Consider the following 20,584-nt stretch of genomic DNA (forward strand, 5'->3'; position numbering starts at 1 on the left):
CTGGGAAATGGGGTCCGGTCGCTTCCGGAAAGGCGGGCCAAGGTCGGAATTGCAAGGCAGAAAGTCAGGGCGGGAGCGCCTCCGGGAGGCCGGCCGGGGGTCTCGCGAAGGGACGCAGTGTTCAGGAGTCGGACCAGGAAGCCTCAGGTTCAGTGGACGTTTGCCTGTTGGGAGTCGAACCAGAGGCGCAGCTTCTCCTGGACCACCTGGATCGAGATCGGCTTGGTGATGAAGTCGTTCATTCCGGCGGCCAGACAGGCTTGACGGTCCTCGTCCATGGCATTGGCGGTCATGGCGATGATCACCGGTTGCTGGGCCGCGGAAAGTTCGGCCCGGATCAGGCGCGTGGCCTGCAGGCCGTCCATCACGGGCATCTGCATGTCCATGAGTACCAGATCCACCGTTCGAGCCTGCACCGCTTCGAAGGCTTCCAGGCCATTCTCGGCCAACTCCGGCTGGAAACCCATCTTGCCCAGCATGCGCAGCGCCAGCTTCTGGTTCACCCGATTGTCTTCGACCAGCAGCACTTTCAGACCCAGGCGTTCTCCCAGGCCCGCATCCAGACCCGATCCAACCTTTTCGCGGTCGGGAATCGCCCGGCGTTCCATGCCCAGAGCGGAAAGGATGGCGTTCAGCAATTCACGCTGGCGCGCTGGCCTGACCAGCACCTTGTGGAACAGATTGAATTGCTCGGCTTCGTACAGACTGGAGCGCTCACCCGAACTGAGCAGAATCACCTCGGGGTGGTCCGGCTGGCGGAATGTCTGGATGAAGGCCAGTTTGTCCCGGCCATCGGGGATTCCCCGGTGACGCAGCAGCAGGACCAGATCGGCTGTCTCCCTGGAAGGCAGCCACAGGGGTTGTGTCTCCTCCAGCAGCTCCGATTCAGGCACGGCTCCCCAGGCTGTGAGACACTCCACCAGACTCCGGCGCGTGTTCTCCGCGTCTCCCAGCACGAGGATCCGCTTCCCCTCCAGCAGGGTCGGATTGATGATGTCACCGAAGGTGCGACGGTCATCCGAGTGCAACAACCTGGCACTGAAATGGAAGCGGGAACCCACCTCAGGCTCACTGTCCACTCCGATCCGGCCATTCATCAGCTCGACCAGCTTGCGACAGATCGAAAGCCCCAGTCCCGTGCCACCGTACTTGCGCGTGGTGGAGCCATCCGCCTGGCTGAAGGGATTGAACAGGCGCCGTGCCGCTTCCGGTGATATGCCGATGCCGGAATCGATCACCGAGACCTGCAGCTCCGTGACACCATCGCCCAGTTCGCGTCCGTCCAGTTCCACGCGCACGAAGCCCTTCTCGGTGAACTTGAGCGCATTGCCCAGCAGGTTGAAGAGGACCTGGCGCAGGCGCACGGGATCGCCCTTGAGGCGCGCGGGGCAGTCAGGAGCGAAGTGCGTCAGCAATTCCAGCTGTTTCTCGCGGGCCCGGGCCGAGAACAGTTCGATCGAATCATCCACCAGCTCACGCAAGTCCATGTCAAGGGATTCCAGACGGACCTTGCCCGCTTCGATCTTGGAGAAATCAAGGATGTCATTGATCACGGTCAGCAAGGTATCGCCGCTCTGCTGAATCGTGTTCACGTAGTCCAGCTGCTCGCCGTCCAGATGGGTTTCCATCAGCAGGTTCGTGACTCCGATCACCCCGTTCATCGGCGTGCGGATCTCGTGACTCATCATCGCCAGGAAATCGGACTTGGCCTGCAGTGCTTCGTGGGCGGCGTCGCGCGAGGTGCGCAGTTGCTCCTCATGCTGCACGCGCTGGGTGATGTTCTGCACCAGAACCAGGAACTGCCCGTCCAGGAGCTGGCGGAATCGTGCCTCGAAATGCTGGACACCACCGTGAAGCTCCAGTTGATACTCGCGATTGAAACTCTCGTCACCGGACCGGAGCGCATGGATGGCTTCCTGTGTCACAGAGGCGATCTGCGGGGGCAGCACCTCAGCGAAGTGCTTGCCAATGAACAACTCAGGCGCGGCGATCAGTTCGGCACTGTCCGGGGTATGGCTGTCCAGGAAGATCCCGTCCGCATCCAGCTTGAAATACAGATCGGGCAGCGCATCCAGCAGACTGCGCAGATCATCGTGCGCGTGAAGCAACTCGTCGTGGGCCCGGCGGGCTTCGGTGATCACCTCGCTGAACATCAGCACCCCGCCGACCGCACCATCGGAGCGATGCCATGGGCGCAATTCCGTCCGAATCCAGTCCTCACTGCCATCCGTGTGACGCAGCAGCACCTCGTTCGCCGTGACTCGCCCGCCGGCAAGCACAGTGGACAACTTGGACCGCAGGTCGCGGGCCAGGGTCGGAAAGAGATCCAGATGGCTGCGCCCGATCCACTCGCTGTTCTCCAGGCGATACTCGTTGAGCCAGCGCTGGCTGGTCATCAGGTAGCGCATCTCAGGGTCGAACATCGCCACCGCCGCAGGCAGATGCAGCACGAATTCGGTAAGCAGGCCCTCGCTGTCGCGCAATTGGCTCTCGACTTCGAGCTGGCGTGTATTGTCCACTCCGGCAGCATAGACCAGACGCGTGTCCGCATCGAACCAGGCACTCCACTGAACGGATTTCCAGTCACCGGACATGGCGCGGAACCACACCTGCACCGAGAGATCCCCGCCCTGCTGCATCATCGCATCATAGGTTTCCATGATCGCGTGGACCTTTGAGGGGTCCAGCAGATCGGTGACCGGTCGACCCAGCAGCGATTCACGTGGATATCCCAGCAGGCGGGTCCACTCGGGGTTCACCTGGAGCAGTGTGCCATGTTCGTCAAGGATGCAGAGCATGGCGCTGGACAACGTGAAGAAACGCTCCTGCTCCGTGAGTACCGCGTTGCGCTGTTCGCGTGTCAGCTGGATCTCGACGCTGCGAGCCAGCGCCTGGGCCAGCAGAGTGGCGAAGGTCAACTCAAGGGAGCTGAATGGCCGGGGGCGCGCGCGCAACGAACGGAAGATCACCATGCCGCGCTGGTTTCCCGCGAGCATCAAGGGCAGACTCAGCAATGAGCCTGCTTCAAGAGGGAGCTCCAGATCACGTGCCCGCGTGTCACTGGCCAGATCCTCGATGCTCAGCATGTCACGCAGCGAGTACAGCTGTTCCAGCAGATCAGGGTCAGGGCTGCCCGGCAGGGTGCCGTCACCGAAGGTGGCGATGCGGGACAGGATGCGCTGTTCCGACGCATTCTCGCCCCAGAGCACCAACAGGGCCGCTTCCATGTCCAGTCGGCGACAACCGGTCGTGAGACATGTCCTGTAGTGCTCGGCGTCGTCCTTGAACTTCAGGCGATTGAGAGCCTGCAACTCCTCGAGGCTGGAACCATACTCCTCCAGCTCACGGCGCTGTTGTTCGAGTTGCTCGGTCCGTTCCCGCTCCTGAGCCAGAGACTGGATCTGGACCACGCTGAACCTGCCCCGGTCCAGCTTGATCTGGCTGAAGACCAGACGGGCGGGAAAACAGCGGCCATCACAGGCACGCAGAGTCGCTTCGAAAGTCCAGCCCTTGTCGGTGATGTCGCTGGTCCACTGCTCCCGTCCCTGCTCCGTCTGGTCAAGGAAACTTGCCAGACGCAAGGCGGATGCGGTGGGTGCCGCCGGGATCGCCAGCAGTTTTCGGGCACTGGAATTGACCAGGAGGATTTCTTCGCGAGCGGGGTCCACCAGCAGGCAGGCCAGGGGGCTTCCTTCAAAAAGTCCCTGATGCAGAATGCTTGCCAGCTGGTTCTCCCTGCGTCGGTGTGCGCGCAGGGCATCCACCGCGGCCAGCCCCAGCAACAAGGCAGCCCAGACCACCAGCCAGATCCCGGGATCGGTCCCATCGGGTCTGGCGAAAATGGCCCACCCAAGGGCCATCTGCAGTGCGCTGGCGGACAACAGGATCCAGAGTGCGAGAGGTCTCGGGCACAACAGTCCGAAGCCAATCAGGGCGATGGCGGGGTAGGCCAGACTGAGAGCGGAAAGTCCCCCGATCCAGGCTAGGGTCAGCTGAAAGCCCAGATAGCCGATCGCGAAAGCCAGCCAGAGAGCGGACCATTTCGCCCGTATCTGAGGCATGCGCAGGCTGCCCAGAGCCAGGGCGAGAGCGCAGAGCGACAGGATCAATCGGCCTGACCATGCCGTGGGCACTCCGAACCAGTGCGACTGGATCCAGCCCAGCAGCGGTTCCCAGACCACGAGCGCGAGCGCCAGTCGCCGCTGGAGAGGAAATGCACGCCGGACTGTTTCCAATCCGGCGTGCTGAATCTTGAGGCTCTTGTGCAATGAGTTCATCCACTCCATCCAATGTCTGCCGGACTTGTATCGTCAGGCATCGGAGGGGGATTCTACCCTGAACCTCGGAAATCCAGAATGAGTGGAAGCTGGCAGGACGCCTGCTGCAAGGCCAGCACCCTCCGCTGGCAAGACGCCTGCTGCAAGGCCAGCAATCGCCGCTGGCACAACGCCTGCTGCAAGGCCAGCACCCTCCGCTGGCACGACGCCTGCTGCAAGGCCAGCAACCTCCGCTGGCACGACGCCTGCTGCAAGGCCAGCATCCTCCGCTGGCATCACGCCTGCTGCAAGGCCAGTATCATCCGCTGGCACAACACCTGCTGCAAGGCCAGCATCCTCCGCTGGCAAGACGCCTGCTGCAAGGCCAGCAACCTCCGCTGGCATAACGCCTGCTGCAAGGCCAGCAACCTCCGCTGGCATAACGCCTGCTGCAAGGCCAGCAACCTCCGCTGGCATCACGCCTGCTGCAAGGCCAGCATCCTCCGCTGGCAGAACGCCAGCTGCAAGGCCAGCATCCTCCGCTGGCACAACGCCTGCTGCAAGGCCAGCATCCTCCGCTGGCACGACGCCTGCTGCAAGGCCAGCATCCTCCGCTGGCATCACGCCTGCTGCAAGGCCAGCATCCTCCGCTGGCATCACGCCTGCGGCAAGGCCAGCATCCTCCGCTGGCAAGACGCCTGCGGCAAGGCCAGCAACCTCAACAGTCACGCGGTGACTTCCGTCACCGGCTCAAGAAGGAACTCACCGGAGCGCCAGTCCAGGCGCCAGCTGGTGTGTTGATCGAGACTGCCGTCCATCCGGGCCAGCGACAGCCGGTCCACCAGCTCGCGCTGGATCAACCGTCGCACGGGGCGAGCACCGAAGATCGGGTCAAAACCTTCTTCGCAGAGCCTGTTCTCAGCATCCGGGGAGATCGCCAGCTCGACGTGCTGATCGGCCAGACGCTTGAGCACCCGCTCGAGCTGAATCCGCACGATCTGTCGCTGGTCCTCGCGCTGCAGAGGACGGAACACGATGATCTCATCCAGGCGATTGAGAAACTCGGGGCGCAAGGCTCCCCGCAGGGCCTGTTCCACTTCGGATTCCAGACGCCGTTGGAGACCGCCCTCGTCAATTCCCTGCTCAAGCAGCTCGCGCAGGCGGGCACTGCCCAGATTGGAGGTCATGATCAGGATCGTGTGCCGCGCGTCGATGGTGCGGCCCTTGCTGTCGGTCAGGCGGCCGTCATCCATCACCTGCAACAGCAGATTCAGCACATCGGGATGGGCCTTCTCGATTTCGTCGAAAAGCAGCACGCTCCAGGGCTGACGTCGCAAGGCCTCGCTCAGCTGGCCACCTTCCTCGTGTCCCACATACCCCGGAGGAGCACCGATCAGGCGCGACACACTGTGTTTCTCCATGTACTCGCTCATGTCGAAACGCAGCAGAGCCTGGCGGTCGGAGAACAGTTCCAGGGCCAGGCTGCGGGCCAGTTCGGTCTTTCCCACGCCCGAGCTGCCCACGAAGAGGAAACAGCCGGCGGGGCGATCCGGATCGGCCAGGCCACCCCGACTGCGCCGGATCGCGCGGCTCACCGCTTCCACGGCGGCCCGCTGCCCCACGACGCGCCGTTCCAGCCGTTCTTCCAGAGTGGCCAGTTTGCGCTTCTCGTCCTCGAGCAGACGGCTCACGGGAATCCGGGTCCAGCGTGACACCACATCGGCGATCTCGGCCGCACCGATCTCCTCGCTGAAGACCGCACCTTCCCGTTGCAGACGGTCCTGCTGTTCCTGTTGCTGATCCAGCTCGCGAGTCAGGGTGCGCAGGGTGCCGTGTTTCAGTTCGGAGGCTCGGTCGTATTCACCGGCGCGCTCGGCGGCTTCCAGCTCGGCGCGCGTGCGTTCCACCTTCTCCTTGAGCGCGCGAATCTGTTCCAGGCGCGCCTTTTCCTGTTGCCATTGTATACGGAGTCCCTGGCTGAGCGTCTTCTGCTCCTGAAGCTCCTTCTCCACCTCGTGACGCCTGGCCGCACTCTCCGCATCCGGCTCGCGGGCCAGAGCACGGACTTCCATCTCGAGACGGCGTACCCGGCTCTCGTATTCGTTCAGCTGTTCGGGCAGACTGTCGATTTCCATCCGTCGTTTGCTGGCCGCTTCGTCCACCAGATCGATGGCCTTGTCGGGCAGAAAGCGGTCGCCGATGTAGCGGCTGGACAGCTCCACGGCCGCCACCAGGGCCGCGTCACGAATGCGGATGCCGTGGTGGATCTCGTAGCGTTCCTGCAGGCCGCGCAGAATGCTGAGGGTGGCCTCCCGGTCGGGCTCGCCCACGGTCACCGGCTGGAAGCGTCGCTCGAGCGCCGCATCCTTTTCGATGTGCTTGCGGAACTCGGCCGTGGTGGTGGCGCCAATGCAGCGCAGCTCGCCGCGCGCCAGCATCGGCTTGAGCAGGTTGGACGCATCCATGCTGCCTTCGGCCGCACCGGCACCCACAAGAGTGTGCAGCTCGTCGATGAAGAGGAACACGTGCCCCTCGGCCTGGGAAATCTCCTTGAGCACGGCCTTGAGACGTTGCTCGAACTCGCCCCGGAACTTGGCACCGGCAACCAGCGCGCCCAGGTCCAGGCTCAGCAGGCGTTGGCCCTTGATGCTCTCGGGCACCTCACCGGCCACGATGCGCTGGGCCAGACCTTCGACGATCGCGGTCTTGCCCACGCCCGGCTCGCCGATCAATACGGGATTGTTCTTGCTGCGCCGGGACAGAACCTGCATCACACGGCGAATCTCGTCTTCGCGCCCGATGATCGGATCCAGCTTGCCCTCGCGCGCCAACCGGCAGAGATCCACCGTGTACTTTTCCAGGGCCTGATAGCTCTGTTCCGCGTCGGGCTGGTCCACGCGCTGTCCACCGCGCAGTTCCTTTAGCAACTCGAGCACCCGATCGCGCTGCAGCCCGCGGGTGGCGAAGAGTTCCGCCCCCCGGTGCCCGTGTTCCAGAGCGGCCAGCAGGACATGCTCGCTGCTGATGAATTCATCGCCGAAGGCCTCGGCCTGACGCCCGGCCTGCGACATCAGGGCCGTCAGCTCCCGATCCATGTAGACCTGAGCATCGCCACTGACACGAGGATTCCTGTGGCACAGCGCTTCCAGCTCCTCAATCAGGGGCGCGCTCTCCACCCCCTGGCGCTTGAGCAGACCACGGACCACGCCCTCGCGGTCCTTTGTCAGGGCCAGCAGCAGATGCTCGCTGCGCAGAGCCTGCTGGCCAGCCTCGGCGACCCAGGCGGCGGCCTGTTGCAGACATTCCTGGGTGCGGTTGGTGAGTTTGTTGGTGTCCATCCATCCTCCTTCGGGGTAGCCCTGCCGACGTTCCCTGCCACTCTGTCAGACTCACTGCCAGCATGCTGTGTTTCTGGCAGAAGAGTGACCGATTGACGCCGTTCCGCAGGGAGAAGGCAAAGGCTGTGCCATCCGAAGGATGTCAGGCGGGCAGGTCCGGATCTTCGTCGGCTTCCGCCTCGCCCGCCTGCGGCAGCAGGTTCAGCGCCAGGCAGAAAGGCCGGCTGTTGAGTGGCTGGCCGCAGAGGTCTTCCAGCTGGTCCTCGAACGCGGATTCCCCCAGCGTCACGATCAGCCGGTCGGCCAGCCAGCCTCCCGCGGCAGGGCCCGCCTGCAACCAGCCGATTGCCGAATCCTCGCATTCCAGATCACGGCTCATGGCGGCATCCATTTGCCAGGACGCCAGTTCGGCCACCACCTGCTCGGCGGGTGGCAGCGCCCCTCCCGTGGGCCAGTGCCCGGCGGCCCAGGCCCCCGCAGGCCCCGAGCGGGCATGCGGCCCCCAGAGCAGTTCCTGATCCAGGGAATGGAAGAGGGCATCGGGGTCCTGATCCGGATCGGCACAGAAGACCGCCTCGAAACGCTGGTCACGCAGCATTCGACGCAGGCGGTACAGACGCAAGGACCGCAGCGCGGGATTGGCGGGAATCGTGATCCCCGCGGGAAGCCAGGGTGCCAGCAGCGGACCCCGATCGGCCAGACGGGCCAGCATCAGAGCCAGCGACTCAATGAGAATCGACTCCGTATCACGCAGGCAGGGGGAGTGTTCCGGATCGGCCAGAAACAGGCCCAGTCCACCGCCAAGACCCTTGAGGAAACGAGGAAGGCGCAGGCCATCGCCGCCCGGATGATGGATCACCGGTTCGCCCAGCCCGGGCAGCAGGCACAGGTCGCGCGGTGCGGTGTGCGTGGACTCCGCCATGCAGCGCACACGGGCCACCAGTTCCATGGGCAACCCCAGACTGTCCAGGAGATCGCGGCCGAACTCCAGGCAGGCGCGCGCCGTCACTTCTCCGGGCAGGGGAGTCAGCTCGGAAACCAGCCAGTTGGCATCCAGCGTATCACCGAAATCCCAGCAGGCCGGATCGGAAAATCCCAGCTGTCCGGCCAGGTCGGTCCGGGCCTGTTCCCAGGCCGAGCGGCTGAGCCGTTCCAGGAACTGGCACTGGGCATCCAGGGTCTCCGGGTCGATTCCGCCCAGTCCCAACCTCATCGCGCGGGCGTCTCCATAGCCCAGTTCGATGGCCCGCTGGCGACGCACCTGCTCCAGTGTCACACGAAGCACCGCCAGTTCGCGCCCTGCCGCGCGGGCCTTGCGCCAGAGAGCTTCGCGCGGTTCCGGATCACGGGTGGCCAGCAGGGCGCGTTCCAGTTCGGGCAGGCTCGAGCCCGTGTCCGGGCAGCGCCAGCTCCAGTTCAGCCGAAGGCATTCAGCCTCCAGCTCGCGTTGCCGCTCCAGCGCCGAAAGTCCCCCCTGGCAGGCACTGACTTCCTTGAGCAGACGCAGGAGGCGCGCTTCGAGAGCCGGGTCATCCTGGGGTTCCAGCAGCGAGTCGAACACCGCATCCATCCAGTGGGCCTCGGCATGCAGCCGATCGAGAGCCGTGAGACAGGTGGCCAGTGTGCGCATCGCCTGTTCGCTGCCCGTGCGGGCCAGCTGATCCAGAGCCTGTGCCCGGGCATCCCGCAAGGGAAGCCAGCGACTCTCCCAGCTCTCGACCAGTGCGTTTGCGCGCTCAGTCATTGTCACGTTCTCCCGTGTGTCGTATCAGTCGGCCCAACCGGCGCGCGGCCTGGATCAGCGGATCCACGGCCGGTCCGAGCGGCGGAGTGTAGGCCAGATCCAGAGCTTCCAGTTGGCTCCAGTCGGCCCCCAGTTGCAACAGGGCGGCCACCGTGTTGATGCGCAGCGCCCCGCTCCCATCGGCCAGCAGCACGGCTCCACGCAGCCTGCCGCCGGAGGCCTCCGCCTCCAGCTGCAGCTCCAGACTGCGGCTTTCTTTCCGATGTCCGCTCACGGGTGAGCGATGGCGCACAAGGGCCACCCGGGCACCCGGCGCGGCACTGTGAACGGGCAGAGACTCCCAGTTGCCCGGTTGGCGCTGACCCAGCAGGCCCGGCCCCTGGGGCGCGACGCTGCGCGGGGCGGGCAACAGGCTGCGGGCCGCGCCGCCATCCTCATCCTGCCAGAATCCTTCCAGCGGGGCTCCCGGCGTGCCCGCGGGTTCCTTGCCGGGCGGGCAGTGCAGTCCACAGCGCGCCAGCTCCAGCCCGAAGACCGAGAGCGCCAGCGTGCCCGGTCCTGGGGGCAGTTCCAGTGGTGTGGCGGAATCCGCGGCGATCGCATTGGCGCCGGCGATTCGTCCACCGCGCCGGGCATCCAGGGCCTGGCTGTTCCAGAACAGGCGACCGTCCACGCAGGAGCGGCGCAACACGATGTCGCCCGCGGCAAAGATGCCGGGCTGGCTGGTGCGCATCTGCGCGTCCACCACCAGCAGACCGCGGGAGTCCGTCTGGAGGAAACCGTCGGGCAGGTAGTCCGTATTGGGCAGGATGCCGGCGCAGTTCACCAGCAGGTCCGCTTCCAGCGGAGCTCCAGCGGCGGTGTGCACGCGCGCCACTCCGCCTGCGTACTCCACGGCGCTCACGGTCTGTCCACAGCGCACCCGGATCTCGCGGGAGTCCAGCCTGTCGCCCAGGGCCCGGCCCACGAAATCCGGCCAGTCCGCCAGCAGGCGTGGATCCCGTTCCAGCAGCATCAGTTCGCGCCCGGGCGCCTGCAGGCACTCGAGAACTTCCAGCCCGATGGGACCTCCGCCAATCACGATGATCCGCCGAGCGCTCGGCAGTGCCTCCGCCAGACGCCGGCCGTCGGCCAGACTGCGCACTCCGGGCAGGTTGGCGGGGCGTCCCCGGGGATCGGGCAAGGGTCGCACGCGGGCCCCGCTGCAGAGAATCAGACGGTCCCAGCCAATCTCGAAGGCCTGACCGAAGGCCCTGACTCCGCGCAGCTGCGCCCGCAGAGGATCCAGCTCGGTCACCCGGTGCTCCAGCAGGATCTCGATGCCCTGCAGACGAAAGTCTTCGGGGCGCCGCAGAACCAGGTCCTCGGGGCTGCGACCGGATGTCATGCTGTAGGGCAGGTCGCAGCTGCTCCAGGAAATGTCCGTGGAAGCTTCGAGCACGGTAATCCGGCAGCGGGCATCCCGGCGGCGCGCTTCCATGGCGGCGGCCAGTCCGGCCGCGTTGGCTCCGATGATCAGCAGGTGCAGAGCCATGCGTGCTCTCCTTGAATGATGGCCCGTGGGCAGGGCGCCAAACATAACAATGCCTGCTGGCCCGTTGGATTGCCCCTGAGGACTCAAGGGTGTCACGCCCGATTGCGGAGGACGCCGATCGGGGATTCCATCCGGGGGTCGCGCTTGTTAGGTTGGGGCATTCGTCGCACACACCCAGTCGAGGATCCCATGACCCATCCCCGTCTCCGGCACAGCCGGTCACTGCTTGCTCTCGTTCCGCTGACCCTGCTGCTGCCGAATCTGGCCTTCGCGGGTGCCGGTGAGTCCTTCCGGCATGTGGTGTCGGTGGCCAACGGGCTGGCCTGGGGCCCCCCGATGATCCTCCTGCTGGTGGGCACGGGACTGTACCTGACCGTGCGCATGGGGCTGATCCAGTTCCGCGGATTCCGCCACGGTCTCAGGGTGCTGCGCGGCCACTACGATCACGAGCAGGACCCTGGCGAGCTGAGCCATTTCCGCGCCCTGGCCACCGCGCTCTCGGCCACCATCGGCACCGGCAACATCGTGGGCGTGGCCGCGGCGATTCTCACCGGCGGTCCGGGAGCCGTGTTCTGGATGTGGATCACGGCCCTGGTGGGCATGGCCACCAAGTTCACCTGCTGCACCCTGGCCGTGCACTACCGGCGCGTGGATGCCAGAGGCGAGTGTCACGGCGGACCCATGCACTACATCGAACTGGGCATGGGGCCGCGCTGGAAATGGCTGGCCGTGCTCTTTGCCGTCTTCACGGTGCTGGCCTCCTTCGGCATCGGCAACATGTTTCAGGCCAACAACGTGATGACCAGCCTCAACTCGCTGCTCTACGGCCCCGAGGCACAACTGGGCAGCGGATTCAGAGTCGTGATGGCGGTGGGCATGGCCCTGGCCGTGGGCGTGGTGATCCTGGGCGGACTGCGGCGCATCGCCAGCATTTCGGGCAGGATCGTGCCGGTGATGGTCGTGTTCTATCTGGGTGGCGGGCTGCTGATCCTGCTGACTCACGCCAGCGAGATTCCGGCGGCCCTGGCCACCATCTTCCACGCCGCGTTCCACGCTCCCGAAGCGGTGGCCGGCGGTCTGCTGGGTGGTGTGATCCGCAACGGAGTGGCTCGCGGCCTGTTCAGCAACGAGGCCGGTCTGGGCAGCGCGCCCATCGCCCATGGTGCGGCGCGGACTTCCGAACCGGTGCGCGAAGGTCTGGTGGCCATGCTGGGACCCTTCATCGACACCATCGTGGTCTGTTCGATCACGGCCCTGGTGATCGTGATCACGGGAGCCGACGCGGTCACCGCAAACAAGGGGCTGCTCACCAGTACGGCCTTCGAGCTTGGCCTGCCCGGCTCGGGCTGGATGGTGAACCTCTCGATCATCCTCTTCGCCTATTCGACCCTGATCGCCTGGTCCTATTACGGCGACCGTGCGGCGGACTACCTCTTCGGTCCCCGTGCCGTGCGCCCCTATCGCATCGTCTACACCGCGATGGCCGGGGTGGGCTGCCTGATCCAGCTGAACACGGTGATCGACATCAGCGACACGATGAACGGGTTCATGGCGGTCCCCAACCTGATCGCGCTGGTGGTACTGTCACCGGTGGTGGCACGCCTGCTCAGGGACTACCTGGCCCGCCACGACAACTCCGCCATCAACCCCGGCGGAAATGCCTGAAGGAGTCGGCATGGAATCGGCGCCCTTTGATCCGCACTGGCTCAATACGGTGGACCAGCTGTATCACTACGAATGGTCGGTGGGCAAGCTGCTGCGGATCCGCCTGCTCGAACGCAGCATTGGCACCTTCTGGCCGAATGGACACCCCACCCGCATCGTGCATGTGGCGGGCAGCAACGGCAAGGGCAGCACCTGCCGCATGCTGGAAGCCGCGCTGGGCACGCTGGGTCCCAGCGGTTGCTGGGTCAATCCCCATCTCTTCGATTATGTCGAACGTTTCCGCGTACGCGGCGAGCCCGCAGACAAGCAGGCTCTGGCAAGGATCTGGCAGGAGACCGTACTGCCCCACAGTCTGGACCGGGAGGAAAGCGGAGCGGGCCGCGGCCTCAGTTTCGCCGAGGCGGGCATCCTGCTGGCCCTGCACCTGTTCCAGCAGGAGGGCCTGCGCTGGGCGGCCTTCGAAACAGGAGTCGGCGGCCGCTACGCGCCCACCATGGCGCTGGACCCCGAGCTCTGCCTGCTGACCAATGTGGGACACGACCATCCGCGCACTCTGGGAAGCCAGGCCTGGCAGGTGGCATTGGAGAAGGCGGGCATCGCCCGCAGGGGGCGCCCCCTCCTGAGCACGGCCACTGGCGCAAGCGCTGATTTCGTGCGCCGCACGGCCGAGTCCCAGGGAGCCGAGTGCGTGATTCTGGGCGAGCGTGAGCGCGAGGAAGTACGCGATCTGCTGCCGCCGGACGCTCGCGCGCACCGGGGCGAGCACTGGCTGGGCAACGCCAGTCTGGCGCTGGCCGCCGCCCGTCTGCTGGAACCCACGCTGGACGCCGGGCTGGCCGTGCGCGCGATGCAGTCCGCAGCTCCTCTTGAAGGGCGCTTCTGGTTGGTGGACACCGATCTGCTGGCAGACGTGGCGCACAATCGCGACAAGGTGGGCGCCCTGGCCGAAGACCTGCGCCGCGAGTATCCCGGACGGCCGATTCACCTGCTGGCAGGCCTCAGTCGTCAGCGGGCGGCCATGGAGGTTCTGGGTCCGCTGCTGCCCCTGGTCGGGCGGATCACGCTGACCAACGCCTCCTATGCCGGCCGCGACCCCGAATTGCTGCGCGACGAGCTGCGGGCCGGAGGAGTGAACTGTCCGCTGGACGTGCAACCCGATCCGGTGCTGGCCCTGGCCGAGGCGCGCGCGCGGCTGGAACCCGGGGCCCTGCTCGTCCTCACGGGCAGCGCCTATACAGTGGATCAGGCCCTGAATCCGGACCCATTCCACCGGACCATGAACCGGGAATTCGGGCGCCGGGGAGCCGCCGATCCGGGCATGTGACGAATTCTCGTCTCCCGGTGCATTCGGAACGACACAGGTCAACCGGATGCCATCGCGGCCACTTATATTGTGGCCCGCGCTGCCGGCAGCTCCCTATTTCACGGACGGCCCGGCCCCGCCTTCGACGCGTTGTTCCCGGGAGTCTGTCGGACTTGGGGGCTTTGATGGATGTCGCGTACACATGAGGCTGGATCTTTCGCCCATTTCATGGCCTGCAGTGGGTTACCGGCAAGAAATGGGCGAAAAACACAGTCCGTGTGGGCGCGACAGGACACAAGCACCCAGATCCGACAGACTCCCGACGGAACCGCACCAACTGGGTGGACCCTGAGATGAACGTGTTCCATTCCCTTGTCGTACACACCTTGCCCCTGATGCCAAAGGCCCTGGTGGGGCATCTTTCCCGTCACTACATCGCCGGTCCCAGTCTGGACGACGCGGTCCGGGCCGCCCGGGAAGTGATCGACGAAGGCTGCTGCGTGACGATGGACGTACTGGGCGAAAGCGTGACCCGGGCCGAAGAGACCCGCACCTTCGCCCGTCAGTATCACGAGGTGCTGCAGCGCATCGCCGATGAGAAACTGGATGCCAACGTCAGTGTCAAGCCCACCCAGATGGGGCTGGCGCTGGACCCGGCGCTGGTGCGCGAGAATTACACATCCATCGTTGGGCGGGCGGCCGAGCTGGGCAACTTCGTGCGCATCGACATGGAAGACACACCCTGGACGACCGCCACTCTCGACCTGCACGACGAACTGGTCGCCCGCTGGCCGGGCCATGTGGGGGTCGTGATCCAGGCCTACCTGCGACGCACCATGAGCGACACGCGCGAGCGGCTGATCCCGGGCAAGGCCAACCTGCGGCTCTGCAAGGGCATCTACGTGGAACCGGAATCGCTGGCCTTCAAGACTCGTCAGGATATCCGCGACAGTTATCTGGCCATCCTGCGCGAACTGCTGAGCGCGGGCAATTATGTGGGCATCGCCACCCATGACGAATGGCTCGTGGATGGGGCCCTCGAAATCGTGCGCGAGCTGAACCTGCCCCGCGAAGCCTTCGAATTCCAGATGCTGCTGGGCGTGCTGCCCGATCTGCGCCGTCGCATCGTCGCACGTGGACACAAGTTGCGGGTCTATGTGCCCTTCGGCGAGGCCTGGTTCGCCTACTCCACCCGCCGCCTCAAGGAGAATCCCTCGCTGGTGAACACCTTCATCGTGGACATGTTCAGAAAACACTGAGCGGGTTGGGGCACCGGTCCGGACATTGAGTGAAAAGGCCCGGGGCATGCCCCGGGCCTTCGTGTTCATGGTGGAATCGCTCAAGCGGCCTGTGTCACAGGTCGTTGATCCGGGCCAGCAGGGTCTCCAGATAGAGCGGATCCGTGTCGTCCGGATTGAAATCGGGGAACACGCTGCGCACCTGGCTCTCGCACTCGGCATAGCGGCTGAGCTTGAACAGATTCCAGGCCGCGATCTTGTGCATCGCGCGGCTGTTGACCTCGGGCCGATGAGTGAATACATAGGATTCACCGGCGGCGTCCAGCAGATCCAGTGACCATTCGATGGCCAGCAGGGTATCGGACTGTGAACTGTAGAAACTGGCCAGACCGGCCCAGGCGTCCTGGTAACCGGGCCGCAGCTGATCGGCCAGCAGGAAGTTGTCTTCAATGGCATCGCGATAGTCAGGTCCACCCGGGCTGCCGTCATTGAGCATGGCCTGACTCCAGGCCAGCCCGCAGAGGGCCTCCGGGTGGAAGGGGTCGCCGCTCAGGGCGGACAGGAACCCGTCGCTGGCGGCCTGCCAATTGCCACTCTGGAACTGAGTCCAGGAGTTGCCCACTCCGACGTGGCCGGCGGTTGAATCCACATCATCGTCACAGGCCTGGATGGCCAGGCCTCCCAGCAACAGCATGGGCAGGATGCGGGTGACGAAACGGGTGGTGGTCCGGTGTGACATGGTGCGTGTCTCTCTCTTCTCGAAGTCCATCCTGGCTCCCCTCATCGTACCAGCAGCATCTTGCGGGTGGCGCTGAAACCATCGGCTTCCAGACGGGCCAGGTACATCCCGCTGGCCAGGGCCGTGCCGTCCTGCCCGGTGCCGTCCCAGACCCGCTGGTGGCTGCCGGCGGCCAGGGGCCCCTGATGCAGCACACGCACCTGCTCGCCAAGCAGATTGTAAACGGTCAACCTCACTGCGGCTCTCTCGGGCAGGTCGAACTGGATGCGTGTCTCGGGATTGAACGGGTTGGGCCAGTTGGCATGCAGTGCGAAGGCCGTGGGCAGGCTCTCGAGCTCAGCGGCGGGCAGCAGGGCGTACACACCGCCCTCAACGGGTCGGCTCAGCAGCTCGTCGCCGGATCGACTCTGTTCGACTCGCTGCCAGCTGCCGCCCACACGACGGGCCAGTTGCAGTTCGCCTCGGGCAGGCAGGCGCAGTTGAAGGTCACGCACGCCATCCGGCAGTTGCAGCCAGAAGGGGCTGAGCGCTTGGGGAGCACCATCCAGACGGTGCAGTTCCAGCACGCGCAGCGGAGTGCTGCCGGCGGCCGACCAGCTCAATTGCAGGTTCAGCGCTGGCAGGGCCAGTTCTCCCTCGGCGCCCCCGGCCTGGGCCAGCCCCAGATCCTGACTCACGGGAATTCCGTGGGAATCGCTGCCCACGATGCGCAGATGGTCCAGATTGCCGGACAGGCGGGCCTGCAGGTAATACAGTTCGCGACCCCCGGCGATGAAGTGCTCGCCGGGAATGATCTCCAGCTCGCCGATGTTCTCGCCCAGCCCATCGGACCCGAAGGCCTGCAGGGACCCCATGAGTTCACTGCAGAACACCGCCAGTTCAAGCTGGTCAAGGAACAGGCCGTTCTCGATCACGGCGGTGGTCAGCTGGGGTGCCGTCAGGTCCAGATGGAAGGGGATGTCGCCCTGAAGGCTGGCCACGGGTACCGCTCCATCGGGGGTGGTGGCATCGGCTTCCAGGCGCAGGTACAGCAGCTCGCCCTCGGGCAGACTGCCCGTCGCTTCAGTCAGATCCAGAGTGCCGGTATCCGTGACGCTGGTGGTCCAGAGTGGGGTGAAATTCTCGTCGAGCACCGACACGCTGTACTCCACCGTGGTGGCTCCCAGGGCCGCCTGCAGCAGACCGTGGTCCCAGCTGGCGTTGAGATTGCCGGGAATCAGCCACTGCTGCGGCTCCGGCTGGAGCACATTCACGCTCAGGGTCTGGTCCTTTTCGGGAGGCACGGTGGTGAAGAGGATCGCGCGGCCCGGCCCCGGCACGCTCGTGGAACCGTGGGCCAGATTGGCGTAGGTCACCTCGATGCCGTCGTTGTGGCCGAAGTTCGTGATGCCCACGGTGGCGTAGTTGTTGTTCAGGTCCACGTTGGTGACCTGCTTGTACTGCATCAGGAATTCATTGTCACCCGTGTCCGTGGGTCGGGTGGCGGTGTCGAAGAAGATCAGCTGGAACTCCTGCAGCGGCTGGCCCGCGTTCTCCCAGGCATAACGCGCCCAGGTACGGCTCCAGGAAATGATGAACTGTCCCGCGGCCTCGTCGTGGCGGGTGAACACCGGCACGTACAGGCTGTCGCCATTGGTGGTGTACTTGGGTTTCAGGTCTTCCCACCAGGCGCAGATCATGTTCGAGGGCCCCAGTGCGCTGGGAATGTTCCAGTTGCTGAAATCGCTCATCCAGGTGGTGCCCATGCTGACCCAGCCGTTGCTGCAGACACTGAGCGTGTTGAAGGTCTGGCCGTAATACGTGATCGGGAAGGGCAGGCTGATCTGGGTGGTCTGGTCATCGCGCAGATAAAGCCGTTCGCCGAAGGTGCCGCCGTAGGCCGGGTCCAGCTCTTTCCAGTTGTAGACCGGATTGCGCTGCAGGTCGAAGTCGGTGCTCTCCAGTGCGTAGTAGCCGTGCATGTCCGGCCCGGTGGGATTGCCGGGCACGTCGCTGCCGTTGGGCAGCAGGAAGCGCACGTGCTGCACGAAACCATCCGCGTCGGTCGTCTCCAGGGTCAGGTAGACCAGCCGGCCCGGGAAGAGCCGCAGCCCACCCACCACCTGGAAACGCAGGGTGGAGCTGGCATCGAGGGCCAGGTCGCCAATCAGCTGCGGCTCTTCATCCAGCAGCGAGATCAGCTCGCTCTGGGTGGACAGTGCGGCATGGGCCTGGCTGAGTGCGGCCAGCCCCGTGCAGCTGAAGTCAATGATCAGGGTGTCCAGGGCACCGGTCTCGAGGTGATCCAGGCCGGAACCCAGACGCACATCGTTCACGGTGATCGCCTTGTTGCGCGTGTCCAGATTCAGCACGGCGGTCGCACTGGCGTCGCCCGTGATGCGGATCACCAGGGGTACCTGCTGATGATCGCCCAGATCGGGATTCAATCGGACCTGCAGGGGATCGCTGCTGGCGGCCGTGGTTCCACCGGCCAGAGCGGTCCAGCTGGCGCTGCCGTCGAGGATCTCGAAGAGCTCGCTGTTTTCTTCGAGGGTGGCTTCCAGATTGGCGATGGTGGCACTGCCCGTGTTGAGCAGGCTGGGCAGGATGCTCAGTGTCTCACCGGCCCGGTAGGTGCCGTCCACGGTTTCTTCGCTGATCTGGGCACTGCTGTACTGCACGCCTTCGGTGTTGGCCACCACGGAGATGGTGCGCCCGCCGGGCGTGTAGTCGATATGATTGATGGTCAGCACCATGCTGGTCAGATCGGAGGTGTCGATCTGCAGCAGCACGCGGCCCTGGGAATCACTGCGGGCCCGGGCGACCATGCGGCTGTTGCTGGAGCCGCCCACCAGGGACACCACGGCATTCTCGAGCGGCTCCCCGTCCTGACCGATCACGTGCAGATCCATGGTCTGGACACCCGCGGCGATCGATGGTGGGGCATCGTGGCTCATCACGCGGGGCTGGTTGCGCCAGATCTTCAGGTCGGGATCGCCCAGCACATTGTAGACATGGAAGTAGAAGAAGGCCTCGTAGGGGTCCTCGCGGGTCAGCGGGTAGCCCCGGTAGAGCTCCAACTTGCCGTTCAGCAGCGCACTGCCCACCGAGGTCAGGTCCAGGTCGAAGATCGCGTTGAAGAATCCGCTGCAGACCGGGTTGTTGAACTGGGTGCGTGTGTGCAGGTCGCTGGGGCCCACGAAGGCCACCGCACCGCCCAGAGTCTGGAGGTTGCCGAATTGCAGGAAGCGCTCGCCGAAGCACGGGTCCAGCACGGTCTCCTCACCTCCGAAAGCGCCCGTCTGGCAGACGAAACTGGCCACGATGGGCATGCGGTAGCCATTGCTGAGTGCCGAGATGTCGTCACGGTCGAAGGCGGGAAAGACCCAGCCGTTGGAATTGGCCCAGCCGCGGTAGCTCACGATGCCACGGCCCGAATTGAGCGCACCACCGATGGGCGTGCCACCGTCGGAAATGGGGGGATAGAACACACTGTCGGCCGGAGTCATGCAGAAGCCATTGGCGCGCATCTTGTCAATCAGCCAGCGGCTGGTCAGGTTGGGGCTGATCGGGGCCTGGCCATTGTCGGCGTAGTTGCAGCTGACCACCAGACCGCGCTTGTGCCAATCACACTCGCTGTCGTCCACGGGGGTCTGGGACTCGTGCACCACCGGCTTGCGTGCCACCGTGACCAGCTGCTGCACGTTGTCCACGCTCATCCGACCCACCAGGAACTCGGGCAGGTAGTCGTCGCCTTCCTGGAGCGTCAGGTCGTGATCGGTGACGTCATGATCGCCCTCGACCGAGACCACGAAGCTGGTGGGACAGGCCAGGGCTTCGTCCTCGTCACCGATCAGCAGCATCACTTCGGGGCGGTCGCTGTCCCAGATGGCATCGGCCCAGGCCTTCAGTTCCGGGTAGCTGCAGGTGTTGGGGTTCTCGCTGCCGATGGTGCTGAAGGGCACCAGACGCACATCAAATCCCTTGCGGCGCTTCCAGGAGACGAACTCGCCGATCACGCTCATGTTCAGGTAGGCGTCGGCTCCCGTGATGCAGTACACCGGAAAGACCGTGTCGTCCACCGAATCGTAGAATTGCCCGTGATTGGGTACCAGCCCGTCGTAGATCTGCTCCATCGAGCTGGACCAGCTGTGCGCGGCTCCCAGTTCATTGCCGCCCAGTCCTTCGCTCCCATAGCTCAGGCGGATCACCGCGTGCTCCAGGATTTCAAGGCCCTCGGCACGGACCACGAAGGGCTGCACTCCCAGGGGACAGATCCGCAGGTCACGCAGAATCACCGGGTCGCCCAGATGCACGAAGTCGGTGAATTGCCCGCGGTAGGGTTGGTCGGCATCCACACCTGCGGCGGCCGCGCTGCCTGGCCGGACTTCTCCGGCCGCATCTTCCACACCCAGCGCCGGGCGCAGGTCGGGCAGCAGACGGGTGCGCAGCTCCTCGACCACCACGCTGATCCGCCCCGTGGGGGGCACTTCCCAGAATTCGGTGTGGCTGGGCAGCATGTACTCGCCGTGACTGGCGTACAGGGTATAGCCATCGAGTTCGATGCTGGCCAGGCCATCCTTGTCCACCGAAATCACGGGGGATTGAGGCTGCACCTCGATGGTGGTGTGTCCCGGAGTCTGTTCCAGGATGCGCATCCCGGCTGTGTGCAGCCCGGTGCTCGCTCCCGCCAGCGGGGCCAGCAGGCTGCAGATCAGCAAGGAGTTCAGGAGAGTGTTCGAGGTCATGGAATGCCTTGTTGAAAGAAGTGTTCTGTCTGTGTCCGGG

At 65.0% G+C, this 20,584-nt stretch carries 10 protein-coding genes; 4 read left to right on the top strand and 6 right to left on the bottom strand.

Annotated elements, in window-relative coordinates:
* Positions 1–149: 149 nt before the first annotated feature.
* Complete coding sequence (locus tag H6678_01345) at positions 150–4,277, bottom strand: PAS domain-containing protein (GenBank protein MCB9472432.1); 4,128 nt, start codon at positions 4,275–4,277, stop codon at positions 150–152.
* 78 nt (positions 4,278–4,355) lie between these two features.
* Between H6678_01345 and H6678_01350 the strand changes: the two genes are divergently transcribed.
* Positions 4,356–5,057, top strand: a complete 702-nt coding sequence (locus H6678_01350; protein MCB9472433.1) for a hypothetical protein — start codon at positions 4,356–4,358, stop codon at positions 5,055–5,057.
* Here the strand turns inward: H6678_01350 and H6678_01355 are convergent.
* The 3 genes from H6678_01355 to H6678_01365 all read right to left on the bottom strand — a co-directional run bounded on the left by H6678_01355 (position 4,982) and on the right by H6678_01365 (position 10,872).
* Positions 4,982–7,594, bottom strand: coding sequence for an AAA family ATPase (locus tag H6678_01355; protein ID MCB9472434.1), 2,613 nt, complete (start codon positions 7,592–7,594; stop codon positions 4,982–4,984). The two genes, H6678_01350 and H6678_01355, sit on opposite strands and share 76 nt — an antisense overlap.
* Before the next feature lie 142 nt (positions 7,595–7,736).
* A complete protein-coding gene (locus H6678_01360) occupies positions 7,737–9,338 on the bottom strand; it encodes a hypothetical protein (GenBank protein ID MCB9472435.1) in 1,602 nt (533 codons plus the stop codon).
* Entirely contained in the window at positions 9,331–10,872 is a 1,542-nt protein-coding gene (locus tag H6678_01365; protein ID MCB9472436.1) for an FAD-dependent oxidoreductase, read from the bottom strand. Before H6678_01365 ends, H6678_01360 begins: the two co-directional genes overlap by 8 nt.
* 189 nt (positions 10,873–11,061) lie before the next feature.
* On the opposite strand from H6678_01365, the gene H6678_01370 reads away from it, so the two are divergent.
* From H6678_01370 to H6678_01380, 3 genes are all read left to right on the top strand, one after another.
* Positions 11,062–12,537: a sodium:alanine symporter family protein gene (locus tag H6678_01370; protein MCB9472437.1), complete on the top strand. Its 1,476-nt coding sequence runs from the start codon at positions 11,062–11,064 to the stop codon at positions 12,535–12,537.
* 10 nt (positions 12,538–12,547) lie between these two features.
* On the top strand, positions 12,548–13,861 hold the full coding sequence (locus H6678_01375) for a hypothetical protein (GenBank protein MCB9472438.1): 1,314 nt from the start codon (positions 12,548–12,550) through the stop codon (positions 13,859–13,861).
* Positions 13,862–14,193: 332 nt separating this feature from the next.
* Positions 14,194–15,099, top strand: a complete 906-nt coding sequence (locus H6678_01380) for a proline dehydrogenase family protein (GenBank protein MCB9472439.1) — start codon at positions 14,194–14,196, stop codon at positions 15,097–15,099.
* 94 nt (positions 15,100–15,193) lie between these two features.
* Here H6678_01380 and H6678_01385 read toward each other — a convergent pair whose 3' ends face one another.
* Both H6678_01385 and H6678_01390 read right to left on the bottom strand, forming a co-directional pair.
* Complete coding sequence (locus H6678_01385) at positions 15,194–15,847, bottom strand: hypothetical protein (protein MCB9472440.1); 654 nt, start codon at positions 15,845–15,847, stop codon at positions 15,194–15,196.
* Between the two features lie 11 nt (positions 15,848–15,858).
* On the bottom strand, positions 15,859–20,544 hold the full coding sequence (locus tag H6678_01390; protein ID MCB9472441.1) for a T9SS type A sorting domain-containing protein: 4,686 nt from the start codon (positions 20,542–20,544) through the stop codon (positions 15,859–15,861).
* Positions 20,545–20,584 lie beyond the last annotated feature (40 nt).

It is taken from the genome of Candidatus Delongbacteria bacterium, from assembly GCA_020634015.1.
Lineage (GTDB): Bacteria > CAIWAD01 > CAIWAD01 > CAIWAD01 > CAIWAD01 > JACKCN01.

Coding starts and splice junctions, on each gene's coding strand:
- H6678_01345 (MCB9472432.1), bottom strand. CDS start 4,277: ATGAACTCATTGCACAAGAGCCTCAAGATTCAGCACGCCGGATTGGAA.
- H6678_01350 (MCB9472433.1), top strand. CDS start 4,356: ATGAGTGGAAGCTGGCAGGACGCCTGCTGCAAGGCCAGCACCCTCCGC.
- H6678_01355 (MCB9472434.1), bottom strand. CDS start 7,594: ATGGACACCAACAAACTCACCAACCGCACCCAGGAATGTCTGCAACAG.
- H6678_01360 (MCB9472435.1), bottom strand. CDS start 9,338: ATGACTGAGCGCGCAAACGCACTGGTCGAGAGCTGGGAGAGTCGCTGG.
- H6678_01365 (MCB9472436.1), bottom strand. CDS start 10,872: ATGGCTCTGCACCTGCTGATCATCGGAGCCAACGCGGCCGGACTGGCC.
- H6678_01370 (MCB9472437.1), top strand. CDS start 11,062: ATGACCCATCCCCGTCTCCGGCACAGCCGGTCACTGCTTGCTCTCGTT.
- H6678_01375 (MCB9472438.1), top strand. CDS start 12,548: ATGGAATCGGCGCCCTTTGATCCGCACTGGCTCAATACGGTGGACCAG.
- H6678_01380 (MCB9472439.1), top strand. CDS start 14,194: ATGAACGTGTTCCATTCCCTTGTCGTACACACCTTGCCCCTGATGCCA.
- H6678_01385 (MCB9472440.1), bottom strand. CDS start 15,847: ATGGACTTCGAGAAGAGAGAGACACGCACCATGTCACACCGGACCACC.
- H6678_01390 (MCB9472441.1), bottom strand. CDS start 20,544: ATGACCTCGAACACTCTCCTGAACTCCTTGCTGATCTGCAGCCTGCTG.